Below are 16,648 nucleotides of genomic sequence, written 5' to 3'. Positions count from 1 at the left end.
TGGGTGGGAATTGCTCGCTCCAACGAGTGGGTCCACAGAGGGGTGCTGACGAGGGCGTCAGGGGTGCTCTGTGGATGGCGCACGGAGTGGCGGGGGGTGAGTGGGGTGATTTGTCGACCTTGTCTCGGCGTGGTGTCGACTTGTCCCCAGGTTTCACGAGACCCTGTGGATAACCTCTGTGGGTAACTGAAAAGTATGCAGGTAGGACTAGTGGTTCGTACCTGTGGACGAACGCTCCCACCGCCGGGAGCGTTCGGTCACCATCGGATCAGGCCCGACCGTCCTGGGCCCTCGCCAGCCAGTCGGAGGCCTCCATGAACTCCACGTCCGAAGTCCCGCGCCGCAGCGCCCGCACGTCCTCGACCGCGACACCCGCCCGCGGGTACGAGCCCAGGAACCGCACGTTGGGGCAGATCCGCTTGAGGCCCATCAGCGCCTCGCCCACCCGCCGGTCCGCGATATGGCCCTCGGCGTCCACGGCGAAGCAGTAGTTCCCGATCCCAGCCCCCGTGGGCCGGGACTGGATCAGCATCAGGTTCACCCCGCGCACCGCGAATTCCTGGAGCAGTTCGAGGAGGGCACCCGGATGATCGTCACCCAGCCACAGCACCACCGAGGTCTTGTCCGCGCCCGTCGGGGCCGCCGGCCGGGCCGGCCGGCCCACGAGCACGAACCGGGTCTCGGCGTTCTCCGCGTCGTGGATCTCGGTGACCAGCGCCTCGAGGCCGTACGTCGCCGCCGCGAACTCCCCCGCGAAGGCGGCGTCGAAGCGGCCCTCCTGCACAAGCCGGGCCCCGTCCGCGTTGGAGGCGGCCGACTCCCACACCGCCTCGGGCAGATGGGCCCGCAGCCAGTTCCGGACCTGCGGCTGGGCCACCGGGTGGCCCGTGACCGTCTTGATCTCCGAGAGCTTGGTCCCGGGGCGGACGAGCAGCGCGAAGGCGATCGGGAGGAGCACCTCGCGGTAGATCATCAGCGGCTCGCCGGAGGCCAGCTCGTCCAGGGTTGCGGTCACCCCGCCCTCGACCGAGTTCTCGATCGGTACGAGCGCGGCGGCGGCCTCCCCGTTCCGTACGGCGTCGAGGGCGGCCGGGACCGAGACCATGGGGACGAGTTCCCGCGTCGCGGCCTCGGGCAGCGTGCGCAGCGCCGCTTCGGTGAAGGTGCCTTCAGGGCCGAGATAGGTGTACCGGGTGGCGGACATACCGTCACCCTAATGGTCGCCGCGGGAGCGAGCCGCCGCCCGACGCTCTGTTCCGGCGGGGCTCGCTCCGGGCGGGACGGCTCAGGCCTCCAGGAGGCGCTGGCCCACGTACTCGCCCTCGGCGGGGCCGCCCGGGACCGCGAAGAGCCCGCTCGCCTCGTGGCGGATGAACGCGGACAGCGCGTCGCCCCGGTCGAGCTTGCGCTGCACCGGCACGAAGCCCCTGAGCGGGTCGGCCTGCCAGCAGACGAAGAGCAGACCCGCGTCCGGGGTCCCGTCCGGGCCGATCCCGTCGTGGAAGGAGAACGGCCTGCGCAGCATCGCCGCCCCGCCGTTCTGTTCGGGGGCGGAGATCCGGGAGTGGGCGTTGTCCGGGATCACCGTCTTGCCGTCCGGGCCGATCTTGTTCAGGTCGAGCTCGGTGGTCTCGGAGCCGCCGGTGAGCGGAGCCCCGTCGGACTTCCGGCGCCCGATCACCTTCTCCTGCCGGTCCAGCGGCAGCTTCTCCCAGTCGTCGAGCAGCATCCGGATCCGGCGCACCACCGCGTACGAGCCGCCGGCCATCCAGTCCTGCGCGCCCCCGCCCCCGGCCGGGACGAAGATCCGCCGGTCGAAGTCGGCGTCGGTGGGCTTCGGGTTGCCCGTGCCGTCGACCTGCCCCATCAGATTGCGGGCGGTCATCGGCTGCGCCGTGGCACCGGCCGAGCGGTTGAAGCCGTTCATCTGCCAGCGCACCCGGGCCGCGTCCCCCGCCTCCTTCTGGACGGCGCGGAGCGCGTGGAAGGCGACGAGCGCGTCGTCGGCACCGATCTGCACCCACAGATCACCCTCCGAGCGCCGGGGGTCCAGGGCGTCGGAGGAGAACGCGGGCAGCGGGTCGAGCCCGGCGGGGCGGCGCGAGGCCAGCCCGGTGCGGTCGAAGAAGGTACGGCCGAAGCCGAAGGTGATCGTGAGGGAGGAGGGGCCCGCGTCGAGCGCGATGCCGGTGTCCTCGGCCGGGGCCTTGCCCGCCATCAGCACCTTCGCCGTGGCCGACCAGCGGCGCAGCAGGGCGGTGGCCTCCTTGCGGCCGGCGCCGGGAGCGAGGTCGAAGGCGATCAGATGACCCCGGGACTGGAGGGGGGTCGTGATGCCCGCCTGATGTTTCCCGTGAAACATCACCGCGGTCGAGCCGACGGTGGTCAGCGCCGGGGCGCCGCCGGCTCCGGTGCTGGCGGTGTCGTCGCCGGACAGGGCCGCGGAGATCCCGGCGCCGCCGGCCGCGCCGACGACGAGGCCGGCGGCACCCGCCGCGCCGACGGTGCCGAGCAGGCGCCGGCGGGAGAGCTCAAGGTTGTCGCTGTCGGTCACTGGGCTCAGCCGATCTTCACGTTCTTGTCGATGGTGGTCTGGTCGATCTCGGAGGTACGGACGGTCACCTGGATCTTCCATTCGCCCGGCATGGGGATCTGGACGCCGCTCGCGCTCCAGTGGCCGGTCTGGATCCGGTCGGGGGCGATGGGCAGGGGGCCCACGTCCTTCGCCTCCAGGGTGAGGGCGACCTTGATCTCGGGGACGTCGAGGGGCTTGCCGTTGGGGCGCTCGACGAAGATGTGGAGCGCGTTGGCGCCGGTGCGTCCGGGATCGAAGGTGAGACGGACGACGCCCTTGCCGTCGACGCCGCCGGTGTCGAAGGGCAGCCGGATGTCGACGGGCCGGTCGGGCACGGCGGCCGGGCCGGAGGCGGAGGTGGCACGGCCGGCCTCCTCCTCGGTGCGGCCGGGCTCGGTCGAGGTGAGGACGGTGGTGACGGCGAGGAGGACGACGGCGACGGCGGCCTCGGTCAGCACCGAGCGGCGCAGACCGGCCCGCTCGGGGTCGGCGTCCCGCTCCCGCTTGCGCCGGGCGGTGGCGACGGCGGCCCGCTGCCGGGCGAGCTGCGCGGCCCGCTCGGGGGAGACGGCCTCGGCGTCTTCCGAGCTCGCGTCCGCGCGCTCGGCCTCAAGGGCCTCGTCCGCGTCCTCGTCCGCCGGGTCCGTCCCGTCCTTCGGGTCCGTCCCGTCCTTCGGGTCCGTCTCGTCCTCGTCCTCGTTCTCGTCCCCCGCCGGTGTCGACTGGTCCGCCAGGCGCTGGGTCCAGCGGCGGGAGACCCAGGCGATGCCGATGAGGACCGCCATGAGACCGATCTTGACGAGGAGCAGCTGGCCGTACCGGGTGCCGGTCAGCGCGGACCAGGAGCCGACCTGGCGCCAGGACTGGTAGAGGCCGGTGGCCGCGAGGACGGCCACGGAGCCGAAGGCCACCTTGGAGAAGCGCTCGACGGCGGAGCGTTCGACGGACGGCGCCCGGTAGAGGGCGACGAGCAGCACGGTGAGGCCGCCGAGCCAGGCGGCGACGGCGAGGAGGTGCAGGATGTCGACGGGCATGGCGACACCGGGCTGGAGACCGGTGGAGGCGTGCTCGGCCAGGGCCCACGTGCCGGCGATGCCGGCGGCGACGACGGTGCCGCCGAGGCCGAGTCCGAAGGCGAGGTCCTTCTTCTCCTTCGGGTCGGTGCGACGGGCGTAGGCGCCGAAGAGGACGGCCACGAAGAGCGCGGCCGCGCCGAGCAGCAGCAGCCGGGAGGTGAGCGCGGCGCCGGTCTTCGTCTCCAGGACGGCCTTCAGGCCGGCCAGGTCGAAGGCGTCGGAGAGCTCCCCGGAGCCGGTGTACGGGCTGCGCAGGAGCAGCATCGCCAGGGTGGCGCCGGTGAGGGTCAGCCAGCCGCGGACGACGGTCTGCTGGACGGGGCGGACGCTCGCGCCGCGCGGCCAGCAGACCAGGACGAAGGCGCCGCCGCCGACGAGGACGGCGAATCCGGCGTACGAGAGGTAGCGGGCAATGCCGTAGAGGGCGCCGACGAGGCCGCCCCCGGGCTCCCGGTCGGGCAGGGCGACGGAGGTCTGGGAGGGGGCGCCGATGGAGAAGGTGAAGGCACCGGCGACGGGGTGGCTGTCGGAGGAGACGGCCTGCCAGGCCACGGTGTACGTGCCGTCGGGCAGTCCGGCGCGGAGCCCCACCCCGTACCGGACGACGGAGCCGCTGCACAGGTCGCGTATCTCGCCGGTGTCGGCCCGGCGGCCCGCCGGGTCGAGGACCCGGATGGCGTCGGCGCTCATGGCGACCTGTTCGGAGAAGGTCAGGTTGACCTCCTTGGGGGCGGTGGCGACCACCGCCCCGTCCTTCGGGTCGCTGCCGGTGAGGGCCGCGTGCGCGGAGGCGGGGGCGGCGCCGGCGAGCAGCGTGCCGAGGAGCGCGGCCGCGAGGATCAGCAGCCGTGCCAGGGCGTTGCCGAGGCGCGGGGCGGTGGTCGTCATCTGTGTGTCACTCCGTCAACGAGCTCAGTGCTGCTGCGGGTCGTGGTTGGGGGCTTCGACGGGAAGCTCGACCTTGATGGGGTCGGACTTCTCGAAGTGGAGCTCGACGGCGACCTTCTCGCCCTGCTTCGGCTTCGACTTCAGTTCCATGAACATGATGTGGTTGCCGCCGCGTTCGAGCTTCAGCTCCCCGTTCGCGGGGATGTCGAAGGACGTCACCTGCTGCATCTTCTGGTTCTTCGTCTCGTGCAGGGTGATGTCGTCCGAGAGCGAGCTGCTGACGGAGGTCAGCTTGTCCGCGCTGCCGCTGTCGTTCTTGATGGTGAGGAAGCCGCCGGCCATGTCCATCACCGGCTGGGGCATGAACGCGCCGCTGACCTTCAGTTCGGGCTTGTCGTCGGCGGACGAGCACCCGGTCAGCGCGAGGGCGGCGGCGAGCGCCACGGCGGCGGACAGGGCGGTGGTGCGGCGGGTCACGGGTTCTCCCCCTTGATGATCTTCGGCAGGTCCTTGGCGTAGTCGTCGACGCTCGCGTCCTCGCCGTACAGGACGTAGCCCTGGTCGGTGGTGGGCGAGAAGGCGATCACCTGGGCGCCGTGCATGGAGACGACGTTGCCGTCCTTGTCCTTGGTCGCCGGGTCGATGCCGATGCCGATCTGCCGGGCGCCCGCCTGGATGGCGGAGAAGTCGCCGGTGAGGCCGGTGAAGGAGGGGTCGCCGGCGGCGGGCAGCCACTTGGCGAGCTCGGCCGGGGTGTCCCGCTCGGGGTCGGTGGTGACGAAGACGACCTGGAGCTTGTCCTGGTCGGCCTTGGGGAGCTGCTTCTTGGCGATGGCGATGTTGCTCATCGTCAGGGGGCAGACGTCGGGGCAGTGCGTGTAGCCGAAGTAGATGAGGGTCGGCTTGCCCTTGGTGCGCTCCCGCAGGTCGTACTTCTGGCCCTTGGTGTCGGTGAGGACGAGCGCGGGCTTGGTGAACGGCCGGTCGAGGACGGTGGCGGCCTCGGTGGAGTCGGTGCCGCCGGACACCTCGGCGACGGCCGAGGAGCCCGTGGGCTTGTCGTCGTTGCCGCCGAGGCCGACGGCGGCCGTGACGCCGATCGCGGCGACGATCGCGATGGCCGCGATGACCAGCGGCGTGCGCCGCCCGGGACGGTCCGTTGCCGTCCCGGGCGTCTTCTCTTCAGACATGGTGCTTCTTCCGGGTTTCGGGTGGGGGTCCGGCCGTCAGGCCGAGCGGCGTCGGCTGGCGAGGAAGCCGAAGGCGACACCGGCGACACCGGCGAGGATGCCGACGACACCGAGGACGCGGGCCGTGGTGTCGGTGGTGGAGGCGGAGGCCGTCTCCTCGTGGCCGGCCGCCTTGTCGTCGTGACCCGCCTTGTCGTCGTGACCGGCCTTCTCGTCCGTCCCGGCCGAGGCCGACGCGGTCGGAGCGGCGCCGCCGCCGTGGTGGTCGGCGGAGGCGGCGGAGAGCTTGAGGACGGGGGCCGGGTTCTCGGGCTCCTCGGCGCCCTCCTTCTGCTCCTCGATCCAGCGCACGACCTCGTTGTTGTCGTACGTCTGGATCGCCTTGAGGACCAGCTCGTCGGTGTCCTCCGGCAGCCGGCCGAGGGAGAGCGGGAACTGCTGGAACTGGCCGGGGCCGATCTTCGAGCCGTCCGCGGTCCAGGTGACCTTGGAGACGGCCTCGTTGATCTTCTTGCCGTGCATCTCGAGCGGCTTGCTGAGCTTGCTCTTGGTCACCTCGGCCTTCCAGCCGGGGATGGGCTGCGGCATGACGGAGGCCAGCGGGTGGTCGAGCGGGAAGTTGACCTCCAGCTTCACGGTGGAGGCGTTGTCGCGCTCGTTCGGGACCTTGATGTTCACGGTCGCGTAGCCGCCCTTGGCCGCCTCGCCCTGCGGCTGCACGCTGACGTGCGCGAACGCGGTGCCGGACAGCAGCACCACGGAGGAGAGGGCGATGCCGCCGGCGAGGGCGGCGCGGGTGACGGAGACACGGGACATGCTCATGGCAGAAGACACTCCAGCTCGAAAGATCACAGAGAGGTGAGGGCGTCCGGGGTGCCGGGGGACCGGGGTCCCGCACGGGCGTACGGACGGGCGCGGCCCACTCCCGTCGAGCGGTGAGCGGTCCGCGTCAGGCTGCGAGGACGCAGTCGGCCGCCGGCGGGCCGCGCCTGATCACCGTGTGCTGAAGGGCCTCGGCCACCGGCGGCGGCGAGGAGTCGGAGGTCGTACGAAGGGTCCGCCGCGGTCCCGTGCGCGGCGCCGCCGGCAGTCCGGCGAGCAGGGCCCGTACGAGACGGAGCGCGGCCCGCAGGGAGCGCACGAGGGCGCACTCGGCGAGCTCCGCGGCGCCCTGCTCGGAGAGCTCCACGAGCCGGCCGAGGGCGCGGTCGCCGCGGCGCAGCAGCCAGCCCGTGGCCAGCGCGGCGAGCAGGTGGCCGAGGAGCATGGGCAGACCCGGCACCAGCTCACCCGCGGGGGCGGTCGCCATCGCTGCCGTGTGACCCATGTGGGCGTGCGCGGCGGCGGCCGGGTCGACTCCGGCGTCGGTGAGGATCCGGGTGGCGTCGGTGGGGCTGAGGGACGCCGTCCCCGCTCCGCAGACCAGCCGGGCGGCCATCCGGACGAGGGCGTCGTCGGCCTGGCCGCTCAGGGCGAGCTGCCGCTGTCCGAGCCCGAAGAGGACGTGCAGGCCGAGCTGCCCGCCGGTGAGGGCGCCGACGACGAAGCCGAGGGACCGCTCCCGGCCGGTGAAGAGCACCGTGATCCCGAAGACGCCGAGGAAACCGGCGACGACGGTCCACAGGGCGATGCCCGCGCAGGCGGCGAGGGCGTGTCCCAACGCGGACAGCACGACGCAGACCGCGGTGAACACCGCGGCCCTCAGCAGCCGTGGAGCGAGCGCGGGGGCAGACATGGCGGGCCCATCATCGCACCACGCACCACACCGCCATGAGGCAGGTCCGGAAGGTCACCCTTGGGCCTCTTCGCGGTGACATACACCGACGCGGCCGCATGGTCATCCGCCGAACGAGCGCTCTTGACGCCTTCTTGTGCTTACGGAGCTTCCGCTCCGGCAATACGTATCGGTATGTCGAGCCGCTGCCGGGAGGCTGGAGCATGAGCATCTGGTGGTCACTCCATCTGCGGCGCGAGGCCGCGAGCGTGCCGCTCGCACGGAGGCTTCTGCTGGGCACGATGGAGACGGCGGGCGTCGATCCCGACGTGTCGTACGAGTTGTCGGTCGCGCTGACCGAGGCGTGTGCCAACGCCGTCGAGCACGGTGGCGCGCACGGCCCCCGCGAACAGGGCGGGGCGTACCGGGTGACGGCGTACCTGGACGGCGAGACCTGCCGCATCGAGGTCGCCGACTCGGGTCCGGGCTTCCCGGGGAGCGCCGTCCCGGCGGTCCCGTCCGGCGAGGCGGAGAACGGGCGGGGGCTGCGCCTGATCGAGGAGCTGGCCGATCACGTGCAGTTCGGGAACCGCTCGGGCCGGGGCGGTGCCGTGGTCAGCTTCGACAAGATCCTGAAGTGGCGGGACAGCCCGTCGCTCCTGCTGGCCTGACGTACGGGCGCGACGTACGGGTCTGACGTACGGGCGTGACGTACGGGCGTGACGTACGGGTCTGACGTAAGGGCGTGACATACGGGGAAGGGCCCCCGCCGGTCGGTCGGCGGGGGCCCTTCGTCTCCAACGTACGCGGGGGTCAGCCCTTCAGCGAGGCCATCCACGCCTCGACCTCTTCGGCGCGCCGCGGCAGCGCGTCCGAGAGGTTCCGGTTGCCGTCCTCCGTGACGAGGATGTCGTCCTCGATCCGGACGCCGATGCCGCGGTACTCCTCCGGCACGGTCAGGTCGTCGGCCTGGAAGTAGAGACCCGGCTCGACGGTCAGGCACATGCCCGGCTCCAGGGTGGTGTCCACGTACATCTCGGTGCGCGCGGCGGCGCAGTCGTGGACGTCCATGCCGAGCATGTGGCCGGTGCCGTGCAGGGTCCAGCGGCGCTGGAGGCCGAGCTCCAGGACGCGCTCGACCGGGCCCTCGACGAGGCCCCACTCGACGAGCTTCTCGGCGAGGACGCGCTGGGCGGCGTCGTGGAAGTCGCGGTAGGCGGCGCCGGGCTTCACCGCGGCGATGCCGGCCTCCTGCGCCTCGTACACGGCGTCGTAGATCTTGCGCTGGATCTCGCTGTACCGGCCGTTGATCGGCAGGGTGCGGGTGATGTCGGCGGTGTAGAGCTCGGTGGTCTCCACACCGGCGTCGAGCAGCAGCAGGTCGCCGGAGCGGACCGGGCCGTCGTTGCGGACCCAGTGCAGGGTGCAGGCGTGCGGGCCGGCGGCGGCGATGGAGCCGTAGCCGATGTCGTTGCCCTCGACGCGGGCGCGCAGGAAGAACGTGCCCTCGATGTAGCGCTCGCTGGTGGCCTCGGCCTTGTCGAGGACCTTGACGACGTCCTCGAAGCCGCGGGCGGTGGAGGCGCAGGCCTTCTCCAGCTCGGCGATCTCGAAGTCGTCCTTCACGAGGCGGGCCTCGGAGAGGAAGATCCGCAGCTCCTCGTCGCGCTCGGCGGTGACCTTGTCGGTCAGCGCGGCCTCGATGCCCGCGTCGTGGCCGCGGACGGCGCGGACGGGGCCGGTGGCCTCCTTGAGGGCGTCGGCGAGCTCGCGCACGTCCTTGGCCGGGACGCCGAGGAGCTGCTCGGCCTCGGTGAGGGAGTGGCGGCGGCCGACCCACAGCTCGCCCTGGCCGTCGAGCCAGAACTCGCCGTTCTCGCGGTTGGAGCGCGGCAGCAGGTAGATCGTGGCCTGGTGGCCGTCGGCGGTGGGCTCCAGGACGAGGACGCCGTCCTGCGTCTGGTCGCCGGTGAGGTACGCGTACTCGGTGGAGGCGCGGAAGGCGTACTCGGTGTCGTTCGACCGGGTCTTGAGGTTCCCGGCGGGGATCACCAGGCGCTCGCCCGGGAAGCGCGCGGAGAGCGCGGCGCGGCGGGCGGCGGTCTTGTCGGCCTGCGCGATCGGCGCGAGGTCGTGCAGCTCGGTGTCGGCCCAGCCGGACTTCATGTTCTCGGCGAGCTCGTCGGACACGCCCGGGTAGAGGCCGTTCTTCCGCTGCTTGATCGCCTGCTCTTCGGTCTCGGTCTCTTCCGGGGTCTCCGGGGTGAGCTCCTCGGCCACGGGTCTGCCTCCTCTTGGTACGACACTGAACCCCCACCATCGTACGGTCGTACGGAAGGGGGCCCAGGGCCGGAAGACCCATTACCGGAGCGTCACATTCCGGTCACTCGAAACGGGCTCATTCGAAGCGGGCTCGCTCGAAGCGGGCTCGCTCGAAGCGCGCTCGTCGAAGCGCGCTCGCTCGCAGCGGGCGCACGTGAAGCGGGCTCACTCGAAGCGCGCCGCCAGCAGGACCACGTCCTCCCCGTCGACGGCCGGGTCCAGGCCCTCGGGGAGCAGGGTCCGCAGGACGTGGTCCGCGACCGCGCCCGGGTCGCCCCGGTCCGCCTTCGGCACGCTCGCGGCGGCCGCGTGGAGCCGTGCGAAGGCCCGGTCCATGGCGTCGCCGGTACGGCGCAGCAGCCCGTCCGTGTAGAGAAGCACCGTTTCTCCGGGCGCCGGGAACAGCTCCACGCTCGGCGCCTCCCAGCAGGAGAGCATCCCGAGCGGGGCCGAGAGCGAGGTCTCGACGAACTCGGTGCGGCGGTCGCCGAGGACCAGCGGCGGGGCGTGCCCGGCGCCGGCGAGGACGATCCGGCGCTGCGCGGGCTCCGCGTACGCGAAGAGGGCGGTCGCCGAGCGGGCCGGTTCGGTGAGCCGGAGCAGGAGCTCCAGGTCGGAGAGGACGGCCACGGGGTCCTCGCCCTCCATCACCGCGTACGCCCGCAGGGAGGCGCGCAGCCGGCCCATGGCGGCGAGCGCGCTGGGGCCGGTGCCGGAGACGGAGCCGACGGACAGGCCGAGGGCGCCGTCGGGCAGCGGCAGCGCGTCGTACCAGTCGCCGCCGCCCGTCGGGCCGGTGCGGTGGCGGGCGGCGAGCTGGACGCCGGGGACGCGGGGGAGGCGGCTGGGGAGCAGTTCCTCGGCGACGGTGGTGACCTGGACGCGGGCGCGCTCGACCTGGAGGAGCCGGGCGAGGTGCTCGGTGGCGAAGCGGCCGTAGAGCCCGATGAGGTGGCGCTGCCGGTCGGTGGGTTCGGCGGGCTCGTCGTAGAGCCAGACGACCGCGCCGAGCCGGCCGGACTCCTCGGTGGCGAGCGGGAGGGCGTAGCTGGCGGCGTAGCCGAGGCGGGCGGCGACCTCGCGGTGGCGCGGGTCGAGGCCCTCCTCCGTACGGACGTCGCGGATGGCGATCGGATCGGGGACGCGCTCCGGGTGCCCGGGATCGGGCAGGCCGTCGAGGAGGCGGCCGTAGCTGGTGGCGCCGCGCGGGACGGTCTCGATGGTGCCGAGGTCGGAGTGGGCGAGGCCGAGGCCGATGGTGTGGGCGGGGCCGTGGCCGTCGGCCGGTTCGAGGACGGCCATCCCGCGGCGGGCGCCGACGAGGGCGGCGCCGGCGCCGAGCACCTCGCGGAGGGCCTCGTCGAGCGAGCCGGTCCTGATGAGGCGTTCGGTGAGTTCGTGGAGGGTGGTGAGGTCGGAGACCCAGGAGGCGAGCCGGTCCTGGATCAGGGCTCCGGGTGGGAGGGCCGCGTCGGCGGGACCCGCGGCCGCGGGGACCCCGGGGAGGGGCGCCGTAGTGTGCGGGGGCCCCGGCACCGTGGAGTCGATTCCAGCCACTTTCGGCAAGTGTGGGGCGCTCATGTCAGTCGGCTTTCCGACCGGTGCGTTTGACGCCATAGCATCGCAAACCCCCATGTCATCCTGAGCCGCTCGATGCATCCACATGTACACGCACAAGCGGAACGATGTCCAGCATTGTCCCCACGGGACTTGTGGTGTCCGTGAGCTTGTGCGCAAGGGTTGAAGTACGCGGGAAGTTGGCTGAAAATTGCCCCCGGTGTGCACCTTTTGCGGTCGACTGGCGTCGTTTGAAAGCGCGTCATTCCAAGCGTGCTGGGTACGTAATCGGTGACAGGCAGGGGCAGTTGACACCGCCCCGGAACGTGACGCGGAACCCCGGCGTCTTTCCCGCCGCAGGCCGCAACCCGCCACCGAGTGGCGGGGAACGTGTTCTGACCCGCTCCGGCTCTGACCTGGCTCCACCCGGTTCCCCCGGGATCCACCCGGCACCGGCCCGGTCCGCACCGCCCCTCAGCGGTCCGGCACCCCGCCGACCCGGCACGCGCTGATACGCACGGTGAAGAGATCTGCACATGGTGTGATGTGGATTCGGCGTTCAACGGAAAGGAACGAGCGCTCATGCGCGAGATCCTCGGAAGGCGACGCAGGCTCCGGTTCCGGCGCAAGGAGAGGACCGCACGGCTCGACGCGGCGGTCACCTTCGCGGTCGAGTGGAACTGGCCCGTCCTGCCGGGCGCGAGCCTGAGAACGACGACCCGTACGGCGGCGGGCGGCCTGAAGGCGGTGACCCGTACGGCGGCCGGCGCGGGCCTGAAGGCGGTGACCCGTACCGGCGCGGGGGCGGTCACGGGCGCGGCCTGCGCCTGTCCCGACCCCGACTGCGTGGTGCCCGGCGCGCACCCCTACGAGCCCGGACTGCTCGCGGCCACCACCGACGAGCGCATGGTCCGCTGGTGGTGGACCCGGCGCCCGGACGCCCCGGTGGTCCTCGCCACGGGCGGCCGCGCGCCCTGCGCGGTCAGCCTCCCCGCGGTGGCGGGGGCGCGGGCCCTCGCCGCGCTCGACGCGACCGGCATGCGGCTCGGCCCGGTGGTGGCGACCCCGACCCGGTGGTCGATCCTCGTGGCCCCGTACGGCCTCGAACGGCTCGGCGAGCTGCTGTACGCGAAGGACAGCGTGCCCAGCTCGCTGCGGTTCCACGGCGAGGGCGGCTACCTGCTCCTTCCGCCGTCGGTCGCGGGGACCGGGCAGGTCCGCTGGGAGCGGGCCCCTTCCCCAAGCTCTCAGCTTCGTTCGAGCAGGAGAGACCCCAATGCCGGCTCCGCCCGGCCGTGGCTGCCCGACGTCGAGGCGGTGGTCGACGCCCTGGTCGAGGCGAGCACGAGCACGCCGGGAGGCGGAAGCCGGCTGGCTTACTGAGCCCTCGGGCCGGGTCTTCTCGGGCGCGCGCCGTTCACCCGAACGGGTGTGTCCTGGTCCGACTTGCACGGGAAACGGGCGCGCGGCCGACCGGGCGCCCGGATCCCACCGCTATGTTCACCCCACCGTCCAAGATCTCAGGAGCAGGTGGTGGGTCCCATGAGCCCGGTGAACCTCCGCGTGGTCGGACTCGGGACCGCCGTCACGGTCGCCGTCCTGCTGCCCCTCGTCGCCACGGCGCGGCCCACGGGCGATCCCGTACGGCCGGCCGGCGCGAGCGCCGAGGGCGACGCGAAGCCTGGGGACCTGCTGAGCGGGCTCGGCCTGGGACCCCGTACACCCGCGTCCACCACCCCCGCAACCACGCCCGCGACCCCGACGGCTCCCGCGGCCCCCGAGCGCGTCACGCATTGTGGGCCGGAACTCGCCTCTCCCGAGGGCGCCGAGGCGCAGACCTGTGTCCTGAGCGAAGGTCCCGACGTCTGGGCGCGTGCGTACTACCGGAACGCCACCGGCCGACAGCTCGACGCGTTTCTGACCCTCATGGCCCCCGGCGGACGGACCGTACAAGTGGACTGTCCGGTCCCGGCGCAGGACGAACCGGGAACCTGTGAAACGCCGAGGGAGCGCGCTCGGGGCGCGGCCACGGCCTATACGGCGGTTGCGGAATTCGCCGGATCCGGCGAGGGCGGCAGTACTCCGCTGCTGCTCCGCGCGGGAAGCAACACGGCGGAAGGCGAAGGAAGTTGAACGTCGCATGTCCCGGCGCTACCGGGAGCGGACATGGAAAGGCCCGGTCGCTGGCGACGGGGGATGCACCAGCGACCGGGCTTCAAGAACGGTAACAAGAGATCTGCTGTTCGCAAATTCGATCTCGGTTATTCGGACAGGGATTTGTCCGACCGAAGACCCGCCTTGTGGCGGAAGTCACCGACTGGTCGGTCTGTCAGTCACCGATACCACCTGGGGTATCAGCTGAGAGTCACCTGGCGGTTGGTGAGACCGCCGCGCGCCCGGCGCTCCTCCGCCGTCAGCGGGGCGTCCGAGGCGAGCGCCGCGGCCAGCCGCTCGGCGAACTCGGCCGCCGGCTTCTCGCAGTCCTCGGCCGTCATCGACGTCGGCAGGTCCCACACCGGCACCATCAGGCCGTGGGCCCGGAAGGAGCCGACCAGCCGGGTGTCCGCACCGAGCGAGGTGCCCTCGCCGGCCTGGAGACGGGCGAGCGCGTCGAGGAGCTTCTCCTCCGGGTGCGGCATGACCCAGCGCAGGTGGTTCTTGTCCGGGGTCTCGCACCAGTACGCCGAGTCGACGCCCGTCAGCTTCACCGTCGGGATCGCGGCCGCGTTGGCCCGCTCCAGGGAGGCGGCGACCTCCGGGTCCGCGCCCTCCGCGGACTGCGGGATCCAGAACTCGAAGCCCGAGTGGACCTCCGGGGCGAACGGGGCGTCCGCGTCGAGGAGCTCCTGGAGGCGCGGGCCCTCGGCCGGCACGCGGCGCGCGGGGACCGGGGTGCCCGGCTCCGCCTCCAGGGCGCGCTGGAGGGTGTCCGCGAGGTCGCGGGCCAGGTCGCCGGAGGTGGAGTCGTTCTGCAGGGCGAGCAGGACGGAGCCGTCGTCGCGACGGAGCGCCGGCCACGCCATCGGCAGCACGGTCGCGAGCGTCACGGAGGGCACGCCCTCGGGGAGCCCGCCCTTCAGGGTGAGCGGCACGGTCGCGGCCGGCACCAGCTCGCGCAGCGCGACCCAGTCGCACTCGCCGGGCAGACCCTCGAAGGGGCGCTGGACGAGCTCGGTCACGGCGTGCGCGGCGTCCCGGCCGTGACACGCCTTGTAGCGGCGGCCCGAACCGCACGGGCACGGCTCGCGCGCGCCGACGACCGGGATCTCCCCGCTCGTGACCTGTGCCTGGCCGGCCTTGCCGGCCTTCGTCTGGGGGCGCTTCTTGGCCATGGTGTGGCTTTCTCCCGATCGCGGCTGCTGTATCGGGCGCGAGCCTAGCCGCACGGACCGCCACCACCGCTCAGGCGGGGCGGCGCCGGGGCCCCGCGGGGGGCGCAGGAATGTCCAGGGGCTCTGGCGCGGGAGGGCGTACGGGTGCCCCATGGGCGGGGCCGTTGTACGGGTGCCCCAGTGCGGCCCGCCCCCAGGGCCGGGGTCGGGCCCCGGCCTGGGTGTCGGTGGGCGTCACCGGGCGCCCGGGTGCGTCGTACCCCGGCGCCCGTTCGTCCCCGGCGTCAGTCCAGATCGTCGTACGCGTCCAGGAAATCGAGGCCCGGGCCGCCGCCGACGCGTGCCGCGAAGTCCTCGCGGCGGTGTCCCTCGGTGACCACCACCCAGACGGTGACCTCGCCGGTCGCGCTGTCCCGTACGCCCCAGTCCTGGGCGAGCGCCCCGATGATGTTCAGCCCGCGGCCGCCCCGTGCGGTGACCGAGGGCGTCGACGGGACGGGCCGTGTCGGGCCGCCGCCGTCCGTCACCTCGACCCGCAGGCCGCCCGCCGGGTCGACCCGCCAGGCCGCCCGTACATCGCCTTCGCCCCGCTCCGCGTGGCCCAGCGGCCTGCCGTACCGGCAGGCATTGCTGAGCAGCTCCGAAAGGATCAGTACCGCGTCGTCGACGACCGATTCGGCCACCCCGCTGCGGTACAGCTCGTCCCGCATCCGGTGTCGCGCCTCACCCACGCCCGCAGGGCCATGGGGTACGGCCATGCTCGACGACGTGGGCACCTCCTGTGCCACCACCAACGCCACCCCCGAGACCTCCTTTGCCCCACGCCACCGTGTGGATGCCCCAATGGCCTGGACCGGAAACCGGCCAATCCACGTGTGATGAGGCACTCGTGACGATCGCGTACGCACGGAACGCGCCGGTGCACACCCTGTAAGACCTGTTATCCCCTGTGACGGGCGGGAAAAGTGGGACGCGGGAGGCGTCTCGGACCCGACCGGGAGCTCAGTCGCGGCCCAGCTGGGCGAGTACCTGCTTCGGACGGTTGGTGATGATCGCGTCCACGCCCAGGCGCTCGCAGAGCTCGACGTCCTCGGCCTCGTCCACCGTCCAGACGTGGACCTGGTGCCCGGCCTTCTGGAGCCGCAGGATCACCGCGGGATGGTGCCGGACGATCCGGATCGACGGACCCGCGATGCGCGCGCCCGCGGGGAGCCGCCCGTCGCGCAGCCGGGGCGAGACGAACTGGGCGAGCGAGACCGTCGGCAGCGTCGGCGCGGCGGCGGCGATCCGGTGCAGGGATCGGGCCGAGAAGCTCATGACGCGTACGGGCGAATCCGCGGGGGACGCGGGCGCGTCCAGGCCGAAGCGCTTGAGGAGCTGCAGCAGCCGCTCCTCGACCTGGCCCGCCCAGCGGGTGGGGTGCTTGGTCTCGATGGCCAGCTCGACCCGGCGCCCGGCGTCGGAGACCAGCTCCAGGAGCCGCTCCAGGGTGAGGACGGAGGTGGATCCGGGCTCGCCCCAGTCGGGGATCTCGCCGGAGTCGTCCCGGCCCTTCCAGGTCCCGAAGTCGAGGGCGGCGAGATCGGCGAGTTCGAGCGCGGACACGGCGCCGCGGCCGTTCGAGGTGCGGTCGACGCGCCGGTCGTGGACGCAGACGAGATGGCCGTCGGCGGTGAGCCGGACGTCGCACTCCAGGGCGTCGGCGCCGTCCTCGATGGCCTTCACATAGGCGGCCAGGGTGTGTTCCGGTGCGTCCTCGGATGCTCCGCGGTGGGCGACGACCTGGAGGGGGACGCGGTTCGGGTGCTGCCGTGCGTGAGTCACCGCGTCATGGTGCCATTGGCGGGGTGGCGCAAGCACCCCGAAGCTGTCCGTTCTGTCCGTATATAAAGGATGGGGGGTGAACGCACAGCTCCGCCTTACAGCGGCCTGACGTCCTGTGGGAAAAGCTGGTGCAGCACCCTGGAGCCACCTAGGTAACCGCGCCGTCGACG

15 protein-coding genes are annotated in these 16,648 nt (G+C 72.6%); 3 read left to right on the top strand and 12 right to left on the bottom strand.

What is annotated here, in order from left to right; translation table 11 throughout:
• Nucleotides 1–268: 268 nt before the first annotated feature.
• The 7 genes from pheA to ACWGN5_RS07880 form a co-directional block, all read right to left on the bottom strand.
• On the bottom strand, nucleotides 269–1,204 hold the full coding sequence (gene pheA / locus ACWGN5_RS07910; RefSeq protein WP_369145371.1) for a prephenate dehydratase: 936 nt from the start codon (nucleotides 1,202–1,204) through the stop codon (nucleotides 269–271).
• Between the two features lie 81 nt (nucleotides 1,205–1,285).
• The gene (gene efeB, locus ACWGN5_RS07905) at nucleotides 1,286–2,554 is read right to left on the bottom strand and encodes an iron uptake transporter deferrochelatase/peroxidase subunit (RefSeq protein WP_453512203.1); all 1,269 of its coding nucleotides are present in this window, start codon (nucleotides 2,552–2,554) and stop codon (nucleotides 1,286–1,288) included.
• 5 nt (nucleotides 2,555–2,559) lie between these two features.
• Nucleotides 2,560–4,539, bottom strand: coding sequence for a copper resistance CopC/CopD family protein (locus ACWGN5_RS07900; protein WP_453512201.1), 1,980 nt, complete (start codon nucleotides 4,537–4,539; stop codon nucleotides 2,560–2,562).
• A gap of 24 nt (nucleotides 4,540–4,563) precedes the next feature.
• Nucleotides 4,564–5,016, bottom strand: a complete 453-nt coding sequence (locus tag ACWGN5_RS07895; RefSeq protein ID WP_453512199.1) for a copper chaperone PCu(A)C — start codon at nucleotides 5,014–5,016, stop codon at nucleotides 4,564–4,566.
• Nucleotides 5,013–5,729: an SCO family protein gene (locus ACWGN5_RS07890; protein WP_453512196.1), complete on the bottom strand. Its 717-nt coding sequence runs from the start codon at nucleotides 5,727–5,729 to the stop codon at nucleotides 5,013–5,015. The genes ACWGN5_RS07895 and ACWGN5_RS07890 overlap by 4 nt, the downstream gene beginning before the upstream one ends.
• 36 nt (nucleotides 5,730–5,765) lie before the next feature.
• Nucleotides 5,766–6,551 (bottom strand): YcnI family copper-binding membrane protein, encoded by a 786-nt coding sequence (locus ACWGN5_RS07885; protein ID WP_453512193.1) that lies wholly within the window; start codon nucleotides 6,549–6,551, stop codon nucleotides 5,766–5,768.
• A 127-nt stretch (nucleotides 6,552–6,678) separates the two neighbouring features.
• On the bottom strand, nucleotides 6,679–7,464 hold the full coding sequence (locus ACWGN5_RS07880) for a hypothetical protein (protein ID WP_453512191.1): 786 nt from the start codon (nucleotides 7,462–7,464) through the stop codon (nucleotides 6,679–6,681).
• A 203-nt stretch (nucleotides 7,465–7,667) separates the two neighbouring features.
• Between ACWGN5_RS07880 and ACWGN5_RS07875 the strand changes: the two genes are divergently transcribed.
• Nucleotides 7,668–8,114 (top strand): ATP-binding protein, encoded by a 447-nt coding sequence (locus tag ACWGN5_RS07875; RefSeq protein WP_453512188.1) that lies wholly within the window; start codon nucleotides 7,668–7,670, stop codon nucleotides 8,112–8,114.
• Between the two features lie 142 nt (nucleotides 8,115–8,256).
• Here the strand turns inward: ACWGN5_RS07875 and ACWGN5_RS07870 are convergent, their stop codons facing one another.
• Nucleotides 8,257–9,723, bottom strand: a complete 1,467-nt coding sequence (locus tag ACWGN5_RS07870; RefSeq protein WP_453512186.1) for an aminopeptidase P family protein — start codon at nucleotides 9,721–9,723, stop codon at nucleotides 8,257–8,259.
• A gap of 207 nt (nucleotides 9,724–9,930) precedes the next feature.
• Complete coding sequence (locus ACWGN5_RS07865; RefSeq protein ID WP_453512183.1) at nucleotides 9,931–11,382, bottom strand: PP2C family protein-serine/threonine phosphatase; 1,452 nt, start codon at nucleotides 11,380–11,382, stop codon at nucleotides 9,931–9,933.
• Nucleotides 11,383–11,904: 522 nt separating this feature from the next.
• On the opposite strand from ACWGN5_RS07865, the gene ACWGN5_RS07860 reads away from it, so the two are divergent.
• Both ACWGN5_RS07860 and ACWGN5_RS07855 read left to right on the top strand, forming a co-directional pair.
• Complete coding sequence (locus tag ACWGN5_RS07860) at nucleotides 11,905–12,705, top strand: bifunctional DNA primase/polymerase (protein ID WP_453512181.1); 801 nt, start codon at nucleotides 11,905–11,907, stop codon at nucleotides 12,703–12,705.
• Nucleotides 12,706–12,864: 159 nt separating this feature from the next.
• The gene (locus tag ACWGN5_RS07855; protein WP_453512179.1) at nucleotides 12,865–13,455 is read left to right on the top strand and encodes a hypothetical protein; all 591 of its coding nucleotides are present in this window, start codon (nucleotides 12,865–12,867) and stop codon (nucleotides 13,453–13,455) included.
• Between the two features lie 221 nt (nucleotides 13,456–13,676).
• Here the strand turns inward: ACWGN5_RS07855 and ACWGN5_RS07850 are convergent, their stop codons facing one another.
• From ACWGN5_RS07850 to ACWGN5_RS07840, 3 genes are all read right to left on the bottom strand, one after another.
• A complete protein-coding gene (locus ACWGN5_RS07850; protein WP_453512177.1) occupies nucleotides 13,677–14,654 on the bottom strand; it encodes a DUF5926 family protein in 978 nt (325 codons plus the stop codon).
• A 284-nt stretch (nucleotides 14,655–14,938) separates the two neighbouring features.
• Nucleotides 14,939–15,541, bottom strand: coding sequence for an ATP-binding protein (locus tag ACWGN5_RS07845; protein WP_392159564.1), 603 nt, complete (start codon nucleotides 15,539–15,541; stop codon nucleotides 14,939–14,941).
• Nucleotides 15,542–15,656: 115 nt separating this feature from the next.
• Nucleotides 15,657–16,478 (bottom strand): glycerophosphodiester phosphodiesterase, encoded by an 822-nt coding sequence (locus ACWGN5_RS07840; protein WP_453512173.1) that lies wholly within the window; start codon nucleotides 16,476–16,478, stop codon nucleotides 15,657–15,659.
• Nucleotides 16,479–16,648 lie beyond the last annotated feature (170 nt).

Source organism: Streptomyces sp. NPDC055815 (genome assembly GCF_053616475.1).
Note: the sequence above shows the minus strand (reverse complement) of the source record. Positions and strands in the feature narration are given on the sequence as shown.